Origin of the sequence: Nocardia sp. NPDC050412 (assembly GCF_044458825.1) — a bacterium.
Taxonomy (GTDB): domain Bacteria; phylum Actinomycetota; class Actinomycetes; order Mycobacteriales; family Mycobacteriaceae; genus Nocardia.
The window spans coordinates 13053-34360 of sequence record NZ_JBITIJ010000021.1; the positions used below are offsets into that span (position 1 = coordinate 13053).

18 protein-coding genes are annotated in these 21308 nt (G+C 65.7%); 7 read left to right on the top strand and 11 right to left on the bottom strand.

Annotated features, from left to right (window positions below; translation table 11 throughout):
- Window positions 1-101 precede the first annotated feature (101 nt).
- Window positions 102-1355: an ABC transporter permease gene (locus ACIBI6_RS36825; RefSeq protein ID WP_364358540.1), complete on the top strand. Its 1254-nt coding sequence runs from the start codon at window positions 102-104 to the stop codon at window positions 1353-1355.
- Between the two features lie 10 nt (window positions 1356-1365).
- On the top strand, window positions 1366-2478 hold the full coding sequence (locus ACIBI6_RS36830; RefSeq protein ID WP_364358446.1) for an acyl-CoA dehydrogenase family protein: 1113 nt from the start codon (window positions 1366-1368) through the stop codon (window positions 2476-2478).
- A gap of 298 nt (window positions 2479-2776) precedes the next feature.
- On the opposite strand, the gene ACIBI6_RS36835 is transcribed toward ACIBI6_RS36830, so the two are convergent.
- The 4 genes from ACIBI6_RS36835 to ACIBI6_RS36850 form a co-directional block, all read right to left on the bottom strand.
- Window positions 2777-3172: a sterol carrier family protein gene (locus ACIBI6_RS36835; protein ID WP_396959579.1), complete on the bottom strand. Its 396-nt coding sequence runs from the start codon at window positions 3170-3172 to the stop codon at window positions 2777-2779.
- A 401-nt stretch (window positions 3173-3573) separates the two neighbouring features.
- Window positions 3574-4275 carry a hypothetical protein gene (locus ACIBI6_RS36840; protein WP_364358454.1) on the bottom strand — a complete coding sequence of 234 codons (702 nt, stop codon included), beginning with the start codon at window positions 4273-4275 and terminating at the stop codon, window positions 3574-3576.
- Between the two features lie 225 nt (window positions 4276-4500).
- Window positions 4501-5070 carry a CPBP family intramembrane glutamic endopeptidase gene (locus ACIBI6_RS36845; RefSeq protein WP_364358456.1) on the bottom strand — a complete coding sequence of 190 codons (570 nt, stop codon included), beginning with the start codon at window positions 5068-5070 and terminating at the stop codon, window positions 4501-4503.
- 68 nt (window positions 5071-5138) lie between these two features.
- On the bottom strand, window positions 5139-6890 hold the full coding sequence (locus tag ACIBI6_RS36850; RefSeq protein WP_396959582.1) for an alpha/beta hydrolase: 1752 nt from the start codon (window positions 6888-6890) through the stop codon (window positions 5139-5141).
- Window positions 6891-7269: 379 nt separating this feature from the next.
- Between ACIBI6_RS36850 and ACIBI6_RS36855 the strand changes: the two genes are divergently transcribed.
- Complete coding sequence (locus ACIBI6_RS36855; RefSeq protein WP_364358462.1) at window positions 7270-7560, top strand: YiaA/YiaB family inner membrane protein; 291 nt, start codon at window positions 7270-7272, stop codon at window positions 7558-7560.
- Between the two features lie 60 nt (window positions 7561-7620).
- On the opposite strand, the gene ACIBI6_RS36860 is transcribed toward ACIBI6_RS36855, so the two are convergent.
- Together ACIBI6_RS36860 and purL are read right to left on the bottom strand one after the other, a co-directional pair.
- Window positions 7621-9402, bottom strand: coding sequence for an alpha/beta hydrolase (locus ACIBI6_RS36860; protein ID WP_396959584.1), 1782 nt, complete (start codon window positions 9400-9402; stop codon window positions 7621-7623).
- 71 nt (window positions 9403-9473) lie between these two features.
- On the bottom strand, window positions 9474-11768 hold the full coding sequence (gene purL / locus ACIBI6_RS36865; protein WP_364358468.1) for a phosphoribosylformylglycinamidine synthase subunit PurL: 2295 nt from the start codon (window positions 11766-11768) through the stop codon (window positions 9474-9476).
- 178 nt (window positions 11769-11946) lie between these two features.
- Here purL and ACIBI6_RS36870 point away from each other — a divergent pair, with 178 nt between their 5' ends.
- Window positions 11947-13236 carry a glycosyltransferase 87 family protein gene (locus tag ACIBI6_RS36870; RefSeq protein WP_364358471.1) on the top strand — a complete coding sequence of 430 codons (1290 nt, stop codon included), beginning with the start codon at window positions 11947-11949 and terminating at the stop codon, window positions 13234-13236.
- An 18-nt stretch (window positions 13237-13254) separates the two neighbouring features.
- Here the strand turns inward: ACIBI6_RS36870 and ACIBI6_RS36875 are convergent, their stop codons facing one another.
- On the bottom strand, window positions 13255-14544 hold the full coding sequence (locus tag ACIBI6_RS36875) for a M18 family aminopeptidase (protein WP_396959587.1): 1290 nt from the start codon (window positions 14542-14544) through the stop codon (window positions 13255-13257).
- Between the two features lie 358 nt (window positions 14545-14902).
- Window positions 14903-15328, bottom strand: a complete 426-nt coding sequence (locus tag ACIBI6_RS36880; protein WP_396959589.1) for a MarR family winged helix-turn-helix transcriptional regulator — start codon at window positions 15326-15328, stop codon at window positions 14903-14905.
- A 49-nt stretch (window positions 15329-15377) separates the two neighbouring features.
- Here ACIBI6_RS36880 and ACIBI6_RS36885 point away from each other — a divergent pair, with 49 nt between their 5' ends.
- A complete protein-coding gene (locus tag ACIBI6_RS36885) occupies window positions 15378-16454 on the top strand; it encodes a substrate-binding domain-containing protein (RefSeq protein WP_364358483.1) in 1077 nt (358 codons plus the stop codon).
- Window positions 16455-16480: 26 nt separating this feature from the next.
- On the opposite strand, the gene purQ is transcribed toward ACIBI6_RS36885, so the two are convergent.
- Window positions 16481-17179 carry a phosphoribosylformylglycinamidine synthase subunit PurQ gene (gene purQ, locus ACIBI6_RS36890; RefSeq protein WP_364358486.1) on the bottom strand — a complete coding sequence of 233 codons (699 nt, stop codon included), beginning with the start codon at window positions 17177-17179 and terminating at the stop codon, window positions 16481-16483.
- Window positions 17176-17415 (bottom strand): phosphoribosylformylglycinamidine synthase subunit PurS, encoded by a 240-nt coding sequence (gene purS, locus ACIBI6_RS36895; RefSeq protein ID WP_040686358.1) that lies wholly within the window; start codon window positions 17413-17415, stop codon window positions 17176-17178. Before purS ends, purQ begins: the two co-directional genes overlap by 4 nt.
- 95 nt (window positions 17416-17510) lie before the next feature.
- Here purS and ACIBI6_RS36900 point away from each other — a divergent pair, with 95 nt between their 5' ends.
- On the top strand, window positions 17511-18155 hold the full coding sequence (locus tag ACIBI6_RS36900; RefSeq protein ID WP_364358490.1) for an MBL fold metallo-hydrolase: 645 nt from the start codon (window positions 17511-17513) through the stop codon (window positions 18153-18155).
- Window positions 18156-18242: 87 nt separating this feature from the next.
- On the opposite strand, the gene ACIBI6_RS36905 is transcribed toward ACIBI6_RS36900, so the two are convergent.
- The gene (locus tag ACIBI6_RS36905) at window positions 18243-19607 is read right to left on the bottom strand and encodes a dipeptidase (RefSeq protein WP_396959593.1); all 1365 of its coding nucleotides are present in this window, start codon (window positions 19605-19607) and stop codon (window positions 18243-18245) included.
- 232 nt (window positions 19608-19839) lie between these two features.
- Between ACIBI6_RS36905 and ACIBI6_RS36910 the strand changes: the two genes are divergently transcribed.
- Complete coding sequence (locus ACIBI6_RS36910; protein WP_396959595.1) at window positions 19840-21249, top strand: glutamate decarboxylase; 1410 nt, start codon at window positions 19840-19842, stop codon at window positions 21247-21249.
- The last annotated feature ends 59 nt before the right edge of the window (window positions 21250-21308 follow it).

Consider the following 21308-nt stretch of genomic DNA (forward strand, 5'->3'; position numbering starts at 1 on the left):
GACGCTGCCGTTTTTCCGTGCGGCACGGTGCTACCGTGCCAGCCGTGACGACTTCGGACCGTGCACGCACCCGTGGGTCGGATACACGGTTGACCGCGCGTATGTGGTTGGCCCCGATCGCCGTATTGACCCTGTTCATGGCGCTGCTGGGCACAATGTATCTGGATTACGTCGTCGACCCGGAGAAGAACCTGCACGACTTCCCGATCGCCTTGGTCAATCAGGATGTCGGCGATACGGTCGGCGGGCAGCAGGTGAATTTCGGCACACAGATCACCGATGCGCTGCGCCATGGCATTCCGGCGGACAAGGTCGATCTGCAGGTGTTCGGCATCAACGAGGCCGAGCTGAAGATGCAGTCCGGTGCGGTGTACGGCACGATCCTGATTCCCAGCGATTTCAGTAAGCGCCTCGGCATTCTCGGGGCGGGCAGTGTAGTGCCCGGTGATATCCAGCGCCCGACGCTGACGTTGCAGACGAATCCGCGCAGTGGGGCGTTCGTCACAAATATCGTCACGACCATCGGCACCCAGGCGCTGACCCAAGTGAACGAGCAGGTCGGTAAGCAGCTGACCGATCAGGTGAACGCGCAGTTGAGGCCGCCTGGTGGCGGGGCGGCGCCGGAGTTGACGGGTGCGACTCGGGTGGCGCTCGCGGATCCGCTGCACATCGTCATCGCACCGTTCCGCCCGCTGCCATCCGGCACCGGACAGGGTTTGACGGCGTTTTTCTACGCGCTGCTACTCCTGCTCGCCGGGCTGGTCGGCTCGATGACCATCCACACCATGATCGATGCCGCACTCGGATTCGTGCCCACCGAATACGGGCCGTGGTACGTGCATTTTCCGTACACACCGATCTCGCGGTTCAATACGCTGCTGATCAAATGGGGCGTGATGGTGATCACCGCGAATATCGTCGCGGGCGTATTCCTCGCTGTGGCCGGCCTGCTCGATATGCCGATCGATCATCCGCTCACGCTGTTTCTCTATAGCGCGTTGGCCATCATGGCGGTCGGGATCACCGGGTTGTCCATCCTCGCAGCGGTCGGTTCGGCGGGTTTGCTGATCAACCTGATCCTGTTCATCATTCTCGGGCTGCCCTCCTCGGGCGGCACCGTGCCGATCGAGGCGACGCCGAAATATCTGGGCTGGCTGGCGAAATTCGAGCCGATGCACCAGGTGTTCGTCGGTGTGCGCGCCATTCTCTACTTCGATGCGAACTTCCCGGCGGGGTTGGCACGCGGGGTGTGGATGGCGGTGCTCGGGCTCGTGATCGGGCTGGTGCTCGGCACCTTCATCACCCGGTACTACGACTACAAGGGCCTGCATCGGCGCGATCTGTCCCGCGGCTGAGGCGAGCCTCATGGCGACTGCGACCGGATTCGCGGCATGCACCAAGATGGGTGGTGTGAATTCGTGGATCGAACACGCGCGCTATCTGGCCGATGAGATATTCGCACCACAGGCCGACGCGGTCGACCGCACCGGCGAAATTCCCGGCACCCATTTCGACCTGCTCGCCGAATACGGGTTCTACGGCGCGACCATGGATCCAGCATCCCGCAGCGATTCGATGAGGGATGGTGGCCGGGTGACGAGGCGGGCCGATATGGATATCGCCACCTTCACCCAGGCCGGTGAGATCCTGGTCGCCGGATGCCTGACGACCACCTTCGTCTGGGCGCAGCATCTCGGGGTCGCGCGCCGGGTCGCCACCTCACCGAATCTCGAACTGCGCGAACGACTTACCGAGGACCTGCGGCACGGACGGGTACGCGCGGGTGTGAGCTACGCGGGCGCGAACGACCAACCCGGCTTGATCGCGCGTCGCGTCGACGGTGGGTATGTCCTCGACGGCACCGCCCCGTTCGTCACCGGGTGGGGTCTGGTGGACATCCTCGGCGTGATGGCGCGCGATGCGGACGACGAGGGATCGCTGATCAGCGTGCTGGTGCCCGCCGAACCGAGCCCCGCGGTACATGCCACCCCGCTCCCGCTCATCGCCGCCGACGCGAGCAAGACCGTGACACTCACTTTCGACGGCGTCCAGGTGCCCGATTCCGCTGTGGACAACCGGATTTCGCTGCGCAGTTTCAACGCCTCCTTCATCCTGGCCGCCTGGCGCAACGGCGCGCTGGCCCTCGGCATCGTGCGGCGCTGTCTCGGCGAACTCACGCGGCTCGGCATCGACACCACCGCTTCGGCTGCCGAAGCCGCCCGCATCCGAACCGAACTCGACGATGCGCTCACCGGCCAGTCGGATGTCTACCTGGCTCGCGCCCGCGCCTCCGAACTCGCGGTCCGCGCGGCGTCGGCTCTGGTGACCGCAGTCGGCAGCGCGGCCGTCACGCGCGGCAACCTCGCCGAGCGCTCACTGCGTGAGGCGACCTTCACGCTGGTCTTCGGCTCCCGCCCGGCCATCAGGACCGCGCTGCTGGACCGCCTGACCCAGGCCGCCGACACCGTCTACCCTTAGCCTGCGAATCCTCGCATCCCTCACCGGGATTCACGCCTCCTCTGAGCAAAATGTGGGCACAGTGGGGATGGCTGGATCCCGGAACCTGTTGTGAGAACGGCTATCCCGGGCATCCCCTTACCCTGCGGAAGACCTCTCGGGCGGGAAGTCTTTCAACTGGTGATGATGACTTCCAGGATTCGATCGAAGACATTGGTTCCCTCGTCCTCGTCGCCGTCCAGGATGGAGTCCAGCAGGGGCGCGTCGAGCAGACACATTCAGCCAATGGAGTTCTCGCGGGCACTGGCCAGGACGATCGTCAGTCTGCGGTGGCACGCGTGATGGGCAGCCAGTGGGCCACTTCGCCAGCTCGGCTGCCGGAAGCGCTGACCGCGCCCGATACCACCGCAACGTCGAATTCGAGGAGGCCGGTGGCAAGCAAAAGCCAAGTGCGCGGGTCGGTTTCGACGACATTCGGCGGTGTGCCCCTGGTATGCCGCGGGCCCTCGATGCACTGCACGGCCACGAAAGGTGGGACGCGGACCTCGACGGAGTGGCCGGGTGCGGCGGCGGCGAGGGTGCGAACGGTGGCGCGGACCGCGGCGGCGAGTTCGGGCCGGGCGGGTGCGGGCGTCGAATCGTCGCGCAGCCACGCGCTGACCGCCGCGACGGCCGCTCGTAGTTCCGTTGGATCCACCTTTGCTCGTCCTGCCACGATGCCGAGAATACTGGGAGGCGACTGGCCGCAGCGGCCGTGCTCTTGCCCCGTATCCGGGGATTCCCGCCGGATCGAGCGAGAATGGGCGCTACGGCCAGACGAGTGCGCGTCGGTCGCTCTGCGGATGGCGTCGACGCTTCGGGCCGGTTGAAGTCGCCGTTTTGCACGCTCGTCGTGAAGGCAGCCGGGGGTGAAGACCAGAGCCGGACCAGCTGCATACCCGAGAAGCCATCAGACGACCGGCGGCACGCTGGTGCGCTGCCCTCGATACGAGAGTGGTTGTGCGCCATCGAGGATGACGCTGGTGTCGGCTATCACGTGTGGCACCTCGTTGATCATCAACGGGGTGTCGCTGATGACAACCAGGCGAGAATGTGGGGTGGTGTGGGCGAGGCCCATCAGCTGGTGGCGGACCAGACGGTCACCACGGCCGTGTAGGCGTGGATGGCGTCGCTGAGCGAAAGTTCGGTAATGAAGGCGACGCGATTGGCCGCGGTCTTGACGCAGTAGCTGCTGTTCTTGCTGAGAGGTAGGGATTCGACGCCCTGGGTAACGATGAGGTCTGCGCACTGTTGCCGGGTCGGCTTGGCCGGATTGCTCCAGGACGCGATGGTGGGCTGCACGGTAAAGAAGTCGCCTGGCTGGCCGTAGAGCGTGGCTTCGGAGAATTTTTTGGACGAAGAGTAGTTGTAGCTGGCCCACGTGCTGGCGCCCTTGTTGCCGGATACCACCCTGGGCGGGACGGAGTCCAGGTCGAGGTAGGTCAGGTTGACCGTGCCGGACCACCGAACGTCCTCCGACGAGATCGATGTCGAGGAAGTAGCGGGCGCGGAGACAGTGGGCGGTCGGTCGGCCGGCTCGGTCCGGGAAGCCTGCTGGGTCGGTGGAGGGGACTGGGAGGAGGAGTTTCCGTCCTGCTTGGCATCGAAGAACTTGTCCGGTACGAGGATGATCAAGCCGACGATCAAACCGGGAATGACCGGCAAGAGTATCGCGGCGAGAACGGGGTGGCGACTGGCCCAGCTGCGCCGCCCGGGAGGGACTTCCTGCTGGGGTCGGCTCGAGTTCCGAGAGTCCTCGTCGTGCTGGTCGTCCCCCATGATTTGCCTCGTCTCCTTTGCCGTGGCTGACGAAAACCTCGCGTCTGTGTGAGTGTGTCCCGAGCACTGAGTATCGCAGCCATGCTTATAGAACACCGTTCAATTGTCAATGGCGGCAAAGAGTTCGGTCGTCACGGTCAGGTATGCACGTTCAGGCTCGTTCGCGCCGGGATGGATGGCTCGGCCACAAGCTCGGAGCCGCAACGTGACAGCGGCTGAAGCCGGTCAACTGCTCGGCGAACCAGCCGCGGCGAGGCGCGGCGCAAGCGCACCTCCGGCGTTCACGGCGAAGTGCAGCAGAGCGGGGGCTGTGGCACTGTCGGTGCGGCGGCGCAGCAGGTCGAATAGGAGGCCACTGGCAGCGGTCGCGGCAATCGATGCCGGAACGCTGTCGCCCGCAGCGCGTGCGGGATAGATGTGCCAGAGGCCGAAGGTAGCTGCTCCGATCAACGCACCGCCGCTTGGCCCGAACTCTTTGTCCAGCAATGGGTTCAGGGTCGCACGGAAGATGAGTTCCTCGCTGTAGACGGTGCCGATCGGGATATGTACCGCGACCCACTCAACGAGCGGGCCGTCCGGAGCCCGGTCGGCGAACCCACCGAGACGATCACGCAGCGCCGGAATAGCGACGGCCGCACCATAACCGGCGGCGACCACGCTCGCCGAGGCGAGTCCGTAACCGAGCCCCCGCACAGACAACCAGTTCGGTCGGCCCCGAAATGCCAGTGCGTAGCCAGTCGCGAATCCGGCATTGGCTGCGGTGCGGCCGCGCAGATCCAGCCTCGAGCGCGGCAACAGCCAATTGCTCCATGCCAATGGAATGCCAACGGCGACAGCAGTTTTCGCAACGCGCCCGATAAACGTCATTTGATCTCGCGCTCGTAGTCCTCGGCGGCCTCGATCTGGGCCCGGATCTTGTCGGACTGTTCCACGGTCCAATCCGGCGGCGCCGCGACGGCGATCCAGCCGTCCAATACCAGACTGCCGTACCGGTGCCCGTGCCCGTCGGTGACGCCCTGTGCATTGGACAGGTCACACGAGACCTGCCAGAACGTGACGAACGGCCACCAGCGCATCTGCGATGACACATCGGAGCCGCGTGGTTCGGACAACCAATCCGGTTGGGAGAAGATCAGGTCCGAGGACCACCAGACGATCGGGTCGGAGGCGTGCTGCAGATAGGCGATGCGTGGCGCACGCCATTCGGTCGTCGGACGCACGAGATCGGCACTGTCGGAGGCGAACCGGACCACCAGACCATCGGCGTACACCGGTTCGACCTCGCGCGATCCGGGATCGCGCCGCGAAACGAACTGCTCCCACAGTCGATTCGAATTCGGCGGCCCGACCCACAGCGCACCGTCGACCTTGGAGCGCAGATCGGCGAGTCCGTCGAAGGCCGCCTCCGAGCCCTGCGACCCCAGACTCTCGCCGTACACGAGCAGCTTCGGCCGCGCCCCCTCGGGGCGCGCCGACCAATGCTGGTAGACCGCATCGAACAGCTGCTTACCCGCATCCGATGCCTTGCCGCGGTCCGCGAGGAAGGACAGCACACTGGGCAAATACGAATACTGCGAGGCCACCATGGCGGAATCGCCGCCGTACATGTACTCGATTGCGCTGGCCGCCATGGAATTCACCCATCCGGTCCCGGTCGTGGTTATCACCACCAGCACCTTCCGGTCGAAGGCGCCGGTGCGCTCCAGTTCGGAGACCGCGAGCTCAGCCCGCGCCTCACCGCTCTGCGCAGACTCCAGACCCACATAGGCGCGTATCGGCTCGCGCGCGGGCTTCCCGGTGATCGAGGTGATCCGGGCCGCAGAGGGACCGTGCGAGACGAACCAGCGGCCCTCGAATCCGAGCGAATCCCATTTCGCCAGCGAGGCCGGACTGCCCGAGCGCTCCGGCTGCAGCGGCTGAACCGCATTCGGCGAGGTGTGATCGTTCTGCACGCTGAACGCCGAGTTGGCTACCGCGAAGAAGGCACGTGAGGCGACGCCGTTGAACAACGTGACGGTCAGCACCACCAGAACCAGGAATCCGGCCGATGGCGCCAGCTCGCGCGGCACCCGCACCCAGCGGTTGAGCTGGCGGGCCAGGAATCGGATGATCTCGCGCAGCGTTCGATACACCGCGACCACCCCGGTCCCCACCGCGATACTGAGCAATCCCGTGCGCAGATATGCGGGGGTGGTGGTGCCCTCCATACCCATCAGCGCGGTGATCTCGCGCTGCCAGCGGGCCGACTGCACCAGCATGAAGGCCGCGGTGACAGCGGCGCTGAGCAGGATCGCGGACTTCACCGCATAGCGCACCCAGGTCGGCGGCGGCGAAATCCGGTCGCGCAGTAGCTTGGCCAGCCGCGGCCGTCCCCAGAGCCGGAACAGCCACTCCAACAGGCAGCCGAGGCCGTAGCCGAGCGCGGCATTGATGCCGCTGATCAGGCCCTGGAACAGCCAGTCGCGCGGCACCAGCGACGGCGTCACCGAAAGTGCGAAGAAGATCGTCGCGAAGACCAGACCGACATAGTTCAGGTCGATGATGTCCTCGGCACGCCGCACGACCACGACGCCGCGCGCACGCAGCTTCGTCAGGGTGGTCGTGGTTTCGAGCATCGGTCAGCGCGACGGCGCGATGCCCGGATCGTGGCGGTTCGGATCGGGCACGGGCGTCGACAGGTCCGTAGCGATCATCACCCGAACAGTATGCGGGTGCGCTCGGGTCAACGGGTGTGTCGCCCGCAGCGGCGCGCGGTATTGCCGACGCAGATCACACCGCCACTCGGCCCGCCACAACCGACTCGATTCGCGAATCATCCAGCGGCAGTGTCACTTACCGCGACTTCCGGCAACTACCCAACGCGCTCGAGTAGTTGTACGCGGTTGCGCAGCGCCCTGAATCAGCAGACTCGGTACCTATGAGTGAGCGAAGCGAACGAATAATGTGCCAGCGCGCTTTGCGCATGCCGGAGTCGAGCGTCAGCGAGGGGCAGGCATGAGCAATCCCAACGCCCGGCCGAAAACCTCTTCGGCCTTCCTCGCGCAAGCCGCGATCGCATTCGGCGTCAGCTTCTTCGGGACCGGCGTCGGCATCTTCTACCTGCCACTGGATATCGCACAGCGGGGCTTTCTCGGCATGTCCGTGCTGTTCCTGGTGTCGAGCGCGTTCACGCTGGCAAAGGTGGTTCGCGACCAACAGGAATCGGCGAGCATCAGCCGCCGCTTGGACGAGGCGCGGATGGAAAAACTGATCGCGGAGCACGATCCGTTCAAATCCGTCACCTGATGGTGCGCACCTGGACGGGTCCGGCGAACGAGGGGTTCGAGCCCGCTCAGTATGTGTGCGCTATTTCAGCTGGTGCTCACGGGCGGCGGAGACCGCCAGATAATCCCGGATCCGATCCGCCAGATCAGCCGACCAATCCGGCGGCTGCGCGATCGCGGCCCACGCATCCAATACCAGGTTGCCGTAGTTGTGTCCGTGTCCGTCGCTGACGCTCTGCGCCCTGGGCAGATCCGCGGCGACCTGCCAGAACGTGACAATCGGATACCACGCCATGCGCGAGGAAACATCGGGGCCGCGCGATTCGCGCAGCCAATCCGGTTCGCTGAACAGCAGATCCGCCGACCACCAGACCACCGGATCGGAGGCGTGCTGCAGATAGGCAATGCGCGGCGACAGCCAGTTGTCCCCAGGCTTCCACAGGTCGGCGCGGCTGTCGGAGAAGCGCACCACCAGTCCGTCGGCATAGGTCGGCAAGATTTCCGGCGTGCCGGGATCACGGCGGGCGGTGAATTCACTCCATAGCCGGTTGGAATTCGGCGGTCCGACCCACAGCACGCCGTCGGTCTTCGACCGGATATCGGCCAGGCCGGTGAAAGCACCTTCGGCGCCTTGGGATCCCAGGCTCTCGCCGTAGACGAGCAGCTTGGGCCGCTCCTGCTCCGGCCGGGCCGACCAGTGCTCATAAACCTTGTCGAAGACCAGCTTTCCCATCTGGGTGGCCTTGTCCTTATCGGACAGGAACGACAGCACACTCGGCAGATAGGAATACTGGGTCGCGGCGATCGCGGTGTCGCCGTTGTACATCAGCTCGATGGATTCGGCGCTGGACGAGTCGACCCAGCCGGTGCCCGTCGTCGTGACGACCACCAGCACCTTGCGCTCGAAAGCCTTGGTGCGCTCCAACTCCGCCGCGACCAATTCGGCCTGTGCCTCGGGTCCGTCGGCCGATTCCAATCCGGCGTAGACCCGAATCGGTTCGCGCGCGGGGCTTCCGGTGACCTGGCTGATATCGGCCGCGCGCGGCACGAACGAGACGAACCAGCGGCCCTCGGACCCCAGAGTGTCCCAGGCTGCCAATGAATTCGGACTGCCGGAGCGCTCCGGCAGCTGCGGCTGTACGGCATTCGGCGAGGTGTTGCCGTTGCGCGCGCTGAACGCCGAGTTCGCCACGTCGAAAAAGACTTTGGTGAGCACGCCGTTGAACAGCAGCATCGCCGCGACCACCACCACGAGCACGCCGGTCGGGACGGCCAATTGGCGCGGAAAGTGGGCGCGCTTGATCAGCTCGAACGCGACCGAACGGACGAGCCGCCGCAGTATCCGGAATACCGCGATGACGATCGCACCGACCAGTGCGCTCAGTGCGCCGGTGCGCATGAATCCAGAGGTAGTCGTGGGTTCCATGCCCATGAGCGCGGTGATTTCCCGCTGCCAGCAGGACGATTCGACCAGTAGGAATACGGCGACAGCGAGACAGGCGAACACAATCGCGGTCTTGACCGCGCCGGAAAGCCACGCGGGTCGTTTCGCCCATACCCGCGTGACCGCGGTTGGCAATTGTGCGACCTTGCGGCGTATCGGTTTCCGCAACCACTTGCGGTACACCCATTCGAACAGACAGCCGACGCCGTAGCCGATGGCCGCATTGATCCCGCTGACCAGTCCCTCGAACAGCCAATCCCGTGGCAGCAGTGAGGGGGTCAGCGACCAGCCGAAGAACACCGTGGCGACGATGAGGCCGACGTAATTCGGGTGGAAGAAACGCTCGACGGCGCCGACGATTTTGCCGACGCCCCCGCAGCGTGAGCTCAGGCCCCGGAGGCGGTAGCGGAGCGTGACCACGGAGGGGACCGCGAACGCCGCTAGTCCACCTCCGCGTAGGACTGCCGAGACTTCATCAGCCTCCGGCGCGCTCAAACGGCACTGGCCCCGAACAGCTTCGGCAGCGTGCCCTCGTGCGCCTCGCGCAGATCGTCCAGGGTGATCGAGAACTGGCCCTGCACCTCAACGGAATCCGAACCCTGATCGACCACACCGATACGCACCCACGGCAATTCGCGCGCGGTGCACATCTTGGTGAAGCGGGTCTCCTCTGAGCGCGGCACCGCGACGAGCACCCGGCCCGCCGATTCGGCGAACAACTGCACGAACGGATCCGAACCTTCGGGCAGCAGGATGCGGCAACCGGTTTCGCCGGCCAGCGCGGCCTCGACCACGGTCTGGATCAGACCGCCCTCGGAAAGGTCGTGCGCCGCACTGATCATGCCGTCGCGTGAACCCGAGGTCAGCACCTCGGCGAGCAGCTGCTCGCGGGCGAAGTCGACCTTGGGCGGCACACCGCCGAGATGGTCGTGCGCGACCTGCGACCAGATCGAGCCGCCGAATTCGTCGGCGGTCTCGCCGAGCAGGATCAGTGTCTCGCCCGGCTCCAGGCCGAGACCGGTCGGGATGCGTCGGTGCACATCGTCGATGACGCCGAGCACACCGACCACCGGGGTGGGCAGGATGGCGTCCTGACCGGTCTGGTTGTAGAAGCTGACGTTGCCGCCGGTGACCGGAATGCCCAGGGCCACACAGCCGTCCGCGAGACCACGCACCGCCTGCTGGAACTGCCACATGACGCCCGGATCCTCCGGCGAGCCGAAGTTGAGGCAGTTGGTGACCGCCTTCGGCGTCGCGCCGGTGGTGGCCACATTGCGGTAGGCCTCGGCCAACGCGAGCTGCGCGCCGGTGTAGGGGTCGAGCTTGGTGTATCGGCCCGATGCGTCGGTGGCCAGGGCGATGCCGCGGCCGGTCTCTTCATCGATCCGAATCACACCCGCGTCGGCATGTTCGGCGAGCACGGTATTGCCGCGGACGTAACGGTCGTACTGCTCGGTGATCCACCGGCGGCTGCACAGCTGCGGGCTGGCGACCATCTGCAGTACGGTGGCGCGCAATTCGTCCGGAGTCTTCGGGCGGGGCAGCGTGTCCGGGGTGTCGGCGATGAGCGCGTCCTGGAAATCCGGTCGCTGCACCGGGCGCTCGTACACCGGGCCCTGATGCGCGACGGTGCGCGGCGGCACATCGACAACGGTCTCGCCGTGCCAGCTGATCACCAGCCGGTCGCCCTCGGTGACCTCACCGATGACCGTGGCCAGCACATCCCACTTGTGGCAGACGGCCATGAACGCGTCCACGTTCTCCGGCGTGACCACCGCGCACATGCGCTCCTGCGATTCGCTGGAGAGCACCTCGGCCGGGGTCATGCCCTTGGCGCGCAGCGGCACCTTGGTCAGGTCGATATGCATGCCGCCGTCGCCCGCGGCCGCGAGTTCGGAAGTGGCGCAGGACAATCCGGCGCCACCGAGGTCCTGGATGCCGACCACCAGCTTGGCCGCGTACAGCTCGAGACAGCATTCGATGAGCACCTTCTCGGCGAACGGGTCGCCGACCTGGACGCTCGGCAGCTTCTTGCGGCCGGTACCGGATTCATCACCGGAGAAGGTGTCCGAGGCCAACACCGAAACGCCGCCGATGCCGTCGAGACCGGTGCGCGCGCCGAACAGAATGATCTTGTTGCCTGCGCCGGAGGCGAAGGCCAGATGCAGATCCTCGACCCGCATGACACCGGCGCACAGCGCGTTAACCAACGGGTTGCCCTGGTAGGAGGCATCGAAAACGGTCTCGCCGCCGACATTCGGCAGGCCGAGCGAGTTGCCGTAGCCGCCGACACCGCGCACCACACCGTCGACCACGCGCCGGGTATCGGGTGCCTCCGCCGCACCGAAGCGCAGTTGATCCATCACCGCGATGGGCCGTGCGCCCATGGCCATGATGTCGCGCACAATGCCGCCGACGCCGGTGGCCGCACCCTGATACGGCTCCACGTAGGACGGGTGGTTGTGGCTTTCCACCTTGAAGGTGACCGCCCAGCCCTCGCCGATATCGACGACGCCCGCGTTCTCACCTATGCCCGCGAGCATCGCTGACTTCATTTCGTCGGTGGTGGTCTCGCCGAAGTAGCGCAGATGCACCTTCGAGGACTTGTAGGAGCAGTGCTCGCTCCACATCACCGAATACATCGCCAATTCGGCGTCGGTCGGCCGACGGCCGAGGATTTCCTTGATCCGCGCGTACTCGTCGTCCTTGAGACCGAGCTCCTTGTAGGGCTGCGGGGCGTCGGGAGTTGCTGCGGCTGCGCTGACGGTGTCGACCTGCGGAGTCACGGAGTACCAGGGTCCTTTCGGGCCGGAGCGCGAAGCTGGGGATTCGCCATGAAGTTTAGCCCTGGCCCTCGATGGGCGGCCGGTCGCATCGACCGGTCGTCCGGATCGCCGGTTTTTCGGCCGCGGATGCCTCGGGTCGGCACACATCGCGCGAGCTCGCAACCGCTACGCTTTGGCCGTGAACGATCGATCGGGGGTTGCGGATCCGGCCGAGCAGCCCGTCACCACGCAGAACACTCGGCTCGAACTCGACTCGGCTGTCTCGCCGCGATTCTCATTGTCGAACCCGCAGGTGCGCTGGCTGTTGATCGCCGTCGCGATGTTCGCCGTATCGGCCATCGTCTCGCTGGTGGTGCACTGGTGGAACGGATACATCGATCTCCAGGTCTATCGCAACGGTGCGCGCGTCTGGCTCGACGACGGCGAGTTGTACGGACCGATGCCCCCGGTCGAGGGGATCGGGCTGCCCTTCACCTATCCCCCGCTGGCCGCCCTGTTCTTCGCACCGCTCGCGCTGATGCCGCTGCCGCTGGCCGAGGTGCTGGTGACCGCCACCTCGGTGCTCAGTCTTGGCATCACACTGTGGTTGGTGCTCGCGCGACTGCGCCCGAGCCTCGAGCGGCGGACCATGCTCGCGCTGGTCATCGGTGTGGTCGCAGTGGCACAGATGTCCGAACCGATCCGGCAGACCTTCGGCTTCGGTCAGATCAATCTGGTGCTGATGGCCGCGGTCACCATGGATTGCCTTGTCCGCAAACCCGTCTGGCCGCGCGGCATGCTGATCGGCATCGCGGTTTCGGTGAAATTGATTCCGGCCGGATATCTGCTGTACTTCCTGCTACGCCGGGATTGGAAGGCGGCGGGCACGCTGATCGTCTCCGCGATCGTCGCGGTCGGACTCGGATTCCTGCTGTTCCCGAGTGATTCGGCCGAATACTGGTTCCACACCCTTGCCGATACCGGCCGCATCGGCCCGCCGTACTTCGCGGGCAATCAGTCGATCAAGGGCATGGCCTTTCGCATCGGCGTCTCCGACTCGCTGGCCACCATGATCTGGATCACACTGTCGCTCATCGCGATTGCCCTGGCCGCGGTGTGGATGCACCGGCTGCTCGCAGCGGGGCAGCAGGTCGCCGCACTGATGGTGAACGCTGCCGCGGTACTGCTGGTGTCCCCGGTTTCCTGGTCGCACCACTGGGTTTGGATCGCCCCCGCCATCCTGGTCGCCGCCGACGCCATCGCCCGCGGCACCCGCAACCGCTGGTTCATCGGCTCCGTCGCCGCCTGCACCGTCCTGTTCATGATCGGCCCCCAATGGCTCCTGCCGCACTCGAAGGACCTGGAACTCGGCTGGGCCTGGTGGCAACAGCTCATCGGCAGCAGTTACGTTCTCGTCACGCTGGCGGTATTCGTTGTCGCCGTCATCACCTACCACCCGGCAACTCGGGAAAAATCCGCAACTGCGTAGCGCCACGCGTCGGCGAAGCTACGGTGCGGGGGTCAGGAAGGCGGCTAGTGCGGCGGCGTAGGCCGAAACATCTTCTGCGCCCATGATTTCACGGGCCGAGTGCATAGCCAGCTGGGCTGCGCCTACATCGACGGTGGGCATGCCGGTGCGGGCCGCGGTCATCGGGCCGATGGTGGAGCCGCAGGGGAGATCGGCGCGGTGCACGTAGCGCTGCAGGGGGACCTCGGCTTGGGCGCAGGCCAGGGCGAAGGCACCCGCACCCGCCGCGTCGGTTGCGTAGCGCAGGTTCTGGTTGACCTTGAGTACCGGGCCGCCGTTGACCTCGATGCGATGGGCGGGCTCATGGCGGTCCGGGTAGTTGGGGTGCGTCGCGTGTGCCATATCGCCGGAGGCGCAGACGGATCCGGCCAGCGCGGCCAAGTATTCGGCGCGGCCGCCGCCACGTGCGAGCACGATGCGCTCGAGCACCGTCGGCAGCAGATCCGACTGCGCGCCGCGATCGGACTGACTGCCGACCTCCTCGTGATCGAACATCGCCAGCACCGGAATGTTCGCACCGGGCTCCTCGATCGCCGCGAGGAAGGCATTCAATCCGGCATAGCAGGTGCCCTGATTGTCCAGGCGCGGCGCGCTCACCAGATCGCGGTCCCGGCCGACCAACCGGCTCGGTGCCAGATCATGGGTCATCAGCTCCCAGCCGAGCACAGACCGCGGATCGACCTCGGCATATTCGGCGACGAATTCGAGGAATGAGCGCGGCTGCGCACCCAGACCCCAGATCGCATTGACATGCCGCTGCGGATCCAGCGTGACACCGCGGCGATCCTCCGATAGGTGGATGGCCAACTGCGGCACCCGCAGAATCGGTTCATCGATGCGAACCAGCTGGTCTCGCACCGCATTTCCGTCGCGCACGCTGAGCCGCCCGGAGATGCCGAGTTCCCGGTCCAGCCACGAATTCAGCCAGGCTCCGCCATAGGGCTCCAAACCGACCAGCTGCCAGCCCACCGCGGCCAGATCCGGATACTGCTTCACCCGCAGGTTCGGACTGTCGGTGTGCGCACCGACCACCCGAAACGGCGTCACACCGGCGGAATCGGCCGTCGCCCACGCGACCAGCGAACCGCCGCGCACAACGTAATGGCGACTCGGCCCATCCGAGGGCCACGGCTGCGATTCCGCGAGCGGGGTGAAGCCGTGGGAGTCCAGCTCCCGCGCGACCGTCCGGCACACGTGGAACGGCGACGGTGAAGCGTCGATGAAGGCGCACAACCCGGCGGCCGTGGCAGCGGTAGTGGAAACGGGCATGCCTGCGATCCTATGCAGACCGGGCAGTCCGCCTGACCCGCGCACCCAGCGCTCGGCCGCCGCTGCGGTTCAACAGCCCGCAGGGACCGAAGCAGGCGCCGTCGAAGTGCCGCTGCACCACCGAGAACACGCCACCGACCGTGTTGCGGCGGCAGGCCTCGGCGAATACGCGGTCTCATCGCCGAAAATCACCGTCGCGGTGCAGTACAACTCGGTCTCGTCGTACGCCGATGGTCAAATATTCGGGCAGCACAATGAGGCCTCGGAACATAACCCGAGTAATGGTAAATTCCGCGCGATCAGCGCAACCGGACATTCATCGGACTAATTCATCCGATGAAAGTCTTACCAATTTGAACTACTCTGCGGAAACGAGCTCGAGCAAACGCATCAGCTCGGCATAACGCCGCACACCGATACGCGAACGCAACTCCTGCTCCGCGTGCTCCTCCTCGGCGCGCACCGCGTCGACCAGATCCGAACCGAGCCGGCTCAGCCCGATCAGGATGCGGCGGCGGTCGTCCTCCGCGGCAATCCGGAAGATGAGGCCACGTTCGGCGAGTGCGTCGGCATGCCTGGTCGCCGAGGACGGCGCTAGCTGCGACCTGGCCGCGAGCTCACTCATGGTGACCCCGAACCCGGTGGACAGATTCGACAGCATCGACCATTGATCGGCCGTCAGTTGCCTGGCGCACAGGGCGGCGTCGAGGTGATCCAGCCAACGCCGTTGTGCGGCACGCAGCGCACCATGCAGCGTGGAATATCCGCTTACAATGGTCGTCATTATTTCCTGCCTGCCATGAATTTCGCTCGAACGAGAAGAAGAGTACCGAATGTCAGCGTTCGGCGAGGGCCCAGACGGCACGATCGAGATACTGAACATAGTCCCGATGCAGGGACCGGGCGGTATCGTTGCGGCGTCATGCGATGCGGCGATTTCCCTCGCGGTCAACGAAATCAATGCTGGGACGGGTTTTCTGGGCCGCGAAATTCGTACTACGAATATCGATGGCGGCCGGAATCCGCGCGAGGTCGCCGATGAGGTTTCCGCGCTGCTCGCCACCGGAATGGTGCACGCGATCACCGGCTGGCACACCTCGGCGGTGCGACTGGCCGTCGCGCGGGCCAATGCCAGTCGGGTGCCCTATCTTTTCGCCACCGGACACGAGGGTCTCACCAATGAGCTACCCGGGGTGCTGATGCTCGGGGAGCATCCGGCGGACCAGACCTTGCCCGCGGTGCACTGGCTGCAGCGCGAACACGGTGTGCGCCGCTGGGCGATCATCGGCAACGACTACATCTGGCCGCGCGAATCGGCCAAGGCGGTGCGCCGTAGCCTGGCCGATCCGAGCGCCATCGTGCTGGAGCGATTCGTACCGCTCGGCGCACCGGACTTCACGGAATTCCTCGACCATCCCGCATTGGACCAGGCCGACGCCGTCATGATCCTCATGGTCGGCGCGGATGTCTCCCGCTTCAACCGGCAGTTCGCCGCCACCGGCCGCGCCGACACGCTGCCGCGCGTCAGCCCGGCCGCCGACGAGAACGTACTGCTGACCGCCGGTGCCGAGGCCAACCACAACTTCTACGTGGCATCGAGCTTCTTCGTCGACCCGCACACCGACGACGGCCGTGACCGGCTGGCCCGCTACCGCCGACTACACGGCACCTTCGCACCCGCACTGACCAGCTTCAGCAATATGAGCTACGAGGCGATCCACACCCTGCGCGCGATCGGCGAGACGGCCGGATCACTACACGTACCCGACGTACACGCGGCACTCGATCAGGGCGTACTACTCGAAACCCCCGGAGGCACACGGGGCTTCCTCGGAAACCAAGCCCAGCAGCCCGGCTACATCGCGCTGGCCAATGGCGTCGATTTCGACGTCATCGCCCAGATCACCTAGCCGTGCGCTTGCCGACGGCGTGGTGGCTAGGCCGAAACCAAGGTGTCGAGTACCGAGAGGAACAGGCCGAGGCCGTCATCGCTCGGGCCGGTCAGCGGCTCGGTGGCGTGTTCGGGATGCGGCATCAGGCCGACGATCCGGCCATCGGCCGAAGAGACACCCGCGATATCGCGTTGGGAGCCGTTCGGATTGTCACCGGCGTAGCGGAAGACCACCCGACCCTCGCCCTCGAGTTCGTCGAGCACACGATCGGAGGCCTGGTAGCGGCCCTCGGCGTTCTTGACCGGGATGAGAATCTGGGCACCGGGCTCGAAACGCGAGGTCCATGCGGTATTCGCGGTTTCGACGCGCAGCCATTCGTCACGGCAGACGAAGTGCAGACCCTCGTTGCGGGTCAGCGCGCCGGGCAGCAGACCGGCCTCGCACAAAACCTGGAAACCGTTGCAGATGCCCAGGATCGGCAGGCCCCGACCCGCGGCCTTGACGACCTCACCCATCACCGGGGCGAACCGGGCGATGGCACCGGCGCGCAGGTAGTCACCATAGGAGAAGCCGCCGGGCACGATCACCGCGTCGACCTGCTTCAGATCGGCATCGGCATGCCACAGGCTGACCGCCTCGGCACCCGCCAACTTCACTGCCCGTGCGGCATCGACATCGTCGAGCGTGCCGGGAAAAGTAATGACCCCGATCCGCGCCGTCGTGCTTGTGATTCGCTCGCTCATGCCGAAACCCGCACGACCTTCCAGTCCTCGATCACGGTGTTGGCGAGCAGCGCCTCGGCGATCTGTTCGAGCTCCGCGTCGCTGACACTGTCGTCGACATCGAGTTCGAATCGCTTGCCCTGCCGTACATCCGACACTCCGGCGAATCCCAGGCGCGGGAGCGCGCCGGCGATGGCCTGACCCTGCGGATCCAGGATCTCGGCCTTCGGCATCACCTCGACCACGACTCGTGCCACGCGTTGCTCCTCAGGTGGTGTTGGGGTTACCTGAGCAGCGTAGTTGTCCAGCTTGTCCGAGCTACGGTCGGGGTCGAGTCAAATAGCATGGCCCCATGCGCATAGCCCACTTCGGCCACTCCTGCATCCTCGTCGAATTGCACGGCAAGAAGGTGCTGTTCGATCCGGGCACCTTCTCGCACGGCTTCGAGGGCATTACCGGCCTGGACGCCATCGCCGTCACCCACCAGCATCCCGACCATATCGATCCGAGCCGGATCGAGGCGCTGCTCGACAACAACCCGAACGCACGCCTGTTCAGCGATCCACAGACCGCACAGCAGCGCGGCGAACCATGGGAGGCAGTGCACGCGGGCAATGTGATCACCCTCGGCGATCTCCGGATCACCGGAGGCGGCGGCCGACACGCCGTGATCCACCCGGAGATCCCGGTGATCGATAACACGGTCTTCCAACTCGGCACCCCGGACGACCCGGCCCAACTCGTGCACCCCGGCGACTCGCTCTGGGTGCCACCGGTGCCGGTCGGCGTCCTCGCCATCCCCGCATCCGCCCCGTGGATGCGAATCAGCGAGGCCATCGACTACCTGCGCGCCGTCTCCCCTCGCACCGCCTTCCCCATCCACTTCGGCATCATCCAGCCCGAAGCCCAAGGCATCTACTTCGGCCGCCTAGCCGAAATGGGCCCCACCAATACAGAATTCACGGTCATCGCCCCCGAGTCCCAGCGCGACCTCTGATACCTGGACTGTTGATCACCATGTATCCCTGGCGGCAAACGTCGAGCGGATCCGCCACGGATGCGTGGTGATCGGGCGTCCAACACCTCAGGGGGCGTGTTCGGCGTAGGTGGCGAGGAAGAGGGCCTCGGCGAGGGCCATGTGTTCGATTTCAGAGGGGTCGACGCTCTCGTTGGGGGCGTGGATGAGGCATTTGGGCTCTTCGACGCCCAGCAGCATGATCTCGGCGTGCGGGTAGGTGTCGGCGAAGACATTGCACAGTGGGATCGAACCGCCCTGACCCTGGGTAGTGGTCGCGCGACCGTATGAGGCGGTGAGTGCGGCTTCCATGGCGGTGCGCGCGGGACCGCCGCTGGCCGAGCGGAACGGCGCGCCGGTCCCCTCGGTTTCCACGCTGATTTTCGCGCTCCACGGCGTATGCGACAGCAGGTGTGCGGTCAGCAGTTCCAGCGCCTGATCTGGATCGGTGCCCGGCGGAATGCGTAGGTTCAGCCGGGCTCGCGCGGCGGGCTGGATTGCCGCCGCTGAGCCCACGACCTTCGGTGCGTCGATCCCGAGCACAGTCAAAGCCGGTCGCGCCCAGAGCATATCGGCGACGGTGCCGTTACCGGTGAGTTCGACACCGCCGAGTACGCCTGCGTCAGCGCGGAATTGGTCCGCCAAGTACTGCACACCGGTCCAACGCTGATCATTGGGCAGACCGGCCACGGTGGTGTTGCCGTATTCGTCGCGTAAGGAGGCGAGCAGGTGGATGAGCGCGGCCAGCGCATCGGGGGCGGGACCGCCGAACATGCCGGAATGCATTGGCCCGGCGAGGGTTTCGATGGTGACGACCACGTTGACATTGCCGCGTAAGGACTCGGTCAAGGTCGGCATCCCGATCGCGAAATTGCCGCAGTCGCCGATCAGAATCGCATCCGCGCGCAAAAGATCCGGATTGGCCTCGACGAATTGTTCGAGTCCGCCGGTGCCCTGCTCCTCGGAACCCTCCGCGACCAGCGTCACCCCGAGCGGCAGATCCGCGCCGAGTGCCCGCAGCGCGGTCAGGTGCATCACGATATTGCCCTTGCAGTCCGCACTGCCACGCCCGTACCAGCGGCCGTCCTTCTCGGTCAGCTCCCAGACCGGCGTGCGCCAGGCATCGTCGTCGAGCGGCGGCTGCACGTCGTAGTGGCAGTACAGCAATACCGTGGGCGCACCGTCCAGCGCGGGACGCGAGGCGATGACGGCCTTGCTGCCATCGGGAGTTTCGTGCAGCCCCACCTTGGTCAGACCCGCCCCGGCGAATGCGTCGGCCACCCACTGCGCGGTCCGGTTGCAGTCCTCCGGTGGGAACTGCCGGGGATCGGCCACCGACTTGAACGAAACCAGTTGGGTGAGATCGGTTTTCGCCTGCGGCATCAGCGCGGCCACCCGCTGGCGCAGCGCCGCGATGCGGGAGTCGTCGATCATCTGCGAACCTCATTTCCGATCCGATCCAGCACAGAAGCGGCCGACCGCGCGCCGCCCGCCCACTCTGGCATGAACCGCTCGGTGCATACGGAGAAATCACCCGACCGATCGGTCTGTGTCGTCCGGATCGGAACACCGAAAATCCGGTCGCCGCTGTGACATGCTGAAACGTCGACGCTGGTTGCCACCTGTTTTCGCAAACATCACGCAAGCCATGTTCGGAGGCGGTTCGATGACAGAAGAACTGGAGCCCGACGACCTATTCGCCCTGCCGGGCCTGCGCCGGTCGGCACCGAAGGCCGGATTCCCGACAAACGAGTTGATCCCGCAGGTCGCCTACGAGATCGTGCACGACGAGCTGATGCTCGACGGCGTCTCCCGGATGAATCTGGCGACCTTCTGCACCACCTGGGTCGACGACCAGGCGCGCAGACTGATGAACGAAGCCCTGGACAAGAACATCGTCGACAAGGACGAATACCCGCAGACCGCCGAATTGGAGCGCCGGTGCGTGCGGATGGTCGCCGATCTTTGGCATGCGCCGGATCCGGCGGGCACGCACGGCACCTCCACCACCGGCTCGAGTGAGGCCGCGATGCTCGGCGGTCTGGCCGCCAAATTCCGCTGGCGCAAACGCGGCGGCACCGGAACCCCGAACTTCGTCTGCGGCCCGGTGCAGGTGTGCTGGGAAAAGTTCGCGCGCTATTTCGATGTGGAGATCCGCCAGATTCCGCTGCGCGGGGACCGGCTGACCATGCATCCCGAAGATGTGGCCGCCTACTGCGACGCGAACACCATCATGGTGGTTCCGACCTTCGGGCAGACCTATACCGGCTTGTTCGAGGATGTCGCCGGGATAAGCCGGGCACTGGACCGGCTGCAGGAGGTCAGCGGCCTGGATATCCCGATCCATGTCGACGCCGCCAGCGGCGGATTCCTCGCGCCGTTCACCGCACCCGATCTGATCTGGGATTTCCGGCTGTCGCGGGTCAAATCGATCAATGCCTCCGGCCACAAGACCGGGCTGGCACCGCTCGGCTCGGGCTGGGCGATCTGGCGCGAGGCCGCCGATCTGCCCGAGGAGCTGATCTTCAATGTGGATTACCTCGGCGGCAGCATGGCCACCTTCAATCTCAACTTCTCCCGCCCCGGCGGGCAGGTGATCACCTCTTACTACGAATTCATCCGGCTCGGCCACACCGGATACACCCGTCTACAGTCCCAGCTCTACCACGTCGCCCAGCATGTGGCCGATGGCCTGCTGAAACTCGGGCCGTTCGAGATGATCCACGGCGGCGATCCGCATCGTGGCATCGCGGCGGTGTCGTGGCGGCTGACCGAGGATGTCGGGTTCAATCTCTATGAACTGTCGGATCGGCTGCGGACCAGGGGTTGGCTGATCGCCGCGTATCCGTTGCCCGCCGACCGCGAGCACGAGACGATCATGCGCGCACTGGTCCGGCACGGGTTCAGCATCGATATGGCCGACCTACTGCTCGCCGATATCGCGCGCGGCATGGAGCAACTGGAGAAGCATCCACAATCCAAACCGCTCACTCGAGAGGAAGCGGGCGGATTCACGCATAACGCGACCGCGGCCGTACCGAGCGAGAAGGCGAAAGCCGTCCGGCCCCGATCTTGACCCCCCCAGCGCTCCGCCACCGAATAGCGCTGGCGCAGAATCGATTTCGCCGCGCGCCG

Coding starts and splice junctions, on each gene's coding strand:
- ACIBI6_RS36825 (WP_364358540.1), top strand. CDS start 102: ATGTGGTTGGCCCCGATCGCCGTATTGACCCTGTTCATGGCGCTGCTG.
- ACIBI6_RS36830 (WP_364358446.1), top strand. CDS start 1,366: ATGGCGACTGCGACCGGATTCGCGGCATGCACCAAGATGGGTGGTGTG.
- ACIBI6_RS36840 (WP_364358454.1), bottom strand. CDS start 4,275: ATGGGGGACGACCAGCACGACGAGGACTCTCGGAACTCGAGCCGACCC.
- ACIBI6_RS36850 (WP_396959582.1), bottom strand. CDS start 6,890: ATGCTCGAAACCACGACCACCCTGACGAAGCTGCGTGCGCGCGGCGTC.
- ACIBI6_RS36855 (WP_364358462.1), top strand. CDS start 7,270: ATGAGCAATCCCAACGCCCGGCCGAAAACCTCTTCGGCCTTCCTCGCG.
- ACIBI6_RS36875 (WP_396959587.1), bottom strand. CDS start 14,544: ATGCCCGTTTCCACTACCGCTGCCACGGCCGCCGGGTTGTGCGCCTTC.
- ACIBI6_RS36880 (WP_396959589.1), bottom strand. CDS start 15,328: ATGACGACCATTGTAAGCGGATATTCCACGCTGCATGGTGCGCTGCGT.
- ACIBI6_RS36885 (WP_364358483.1), top strand. CDS start 15,378: ATGTCAGCGTTCGGCGAGGGCCCAGACGGCACGATCGAGATACTGAAC.
- purQ (WP_364358486.1), bottom strand. CDS start 17,179: ATGAGCGAGCGAATCACAAGCACGACGGCGCGGATCGGGGTCATTACT.
- ACIBI6_RS36900 (WP_364358490.1), top strand. CDS start 17,511: ATGCGCATAGCCCACTTCGGCCACTCCTGCATCCTCGTCGAATTGCAC.
- ACIBI6_RS36905 (WP_396959593.1), bottom strand. CDS start 19,607: ATGATCGACGACTCCCGCATCGCGGCGCTGCGCCAGCGGGTGGCCGCG.
- ACIBI6_RS36910 (WP_396959595.1), top strand. CDS start 19,840: ATGACAGAAGAACTGGAGCCCGACGACCTATTCGCCCTGCCGGGCCTG.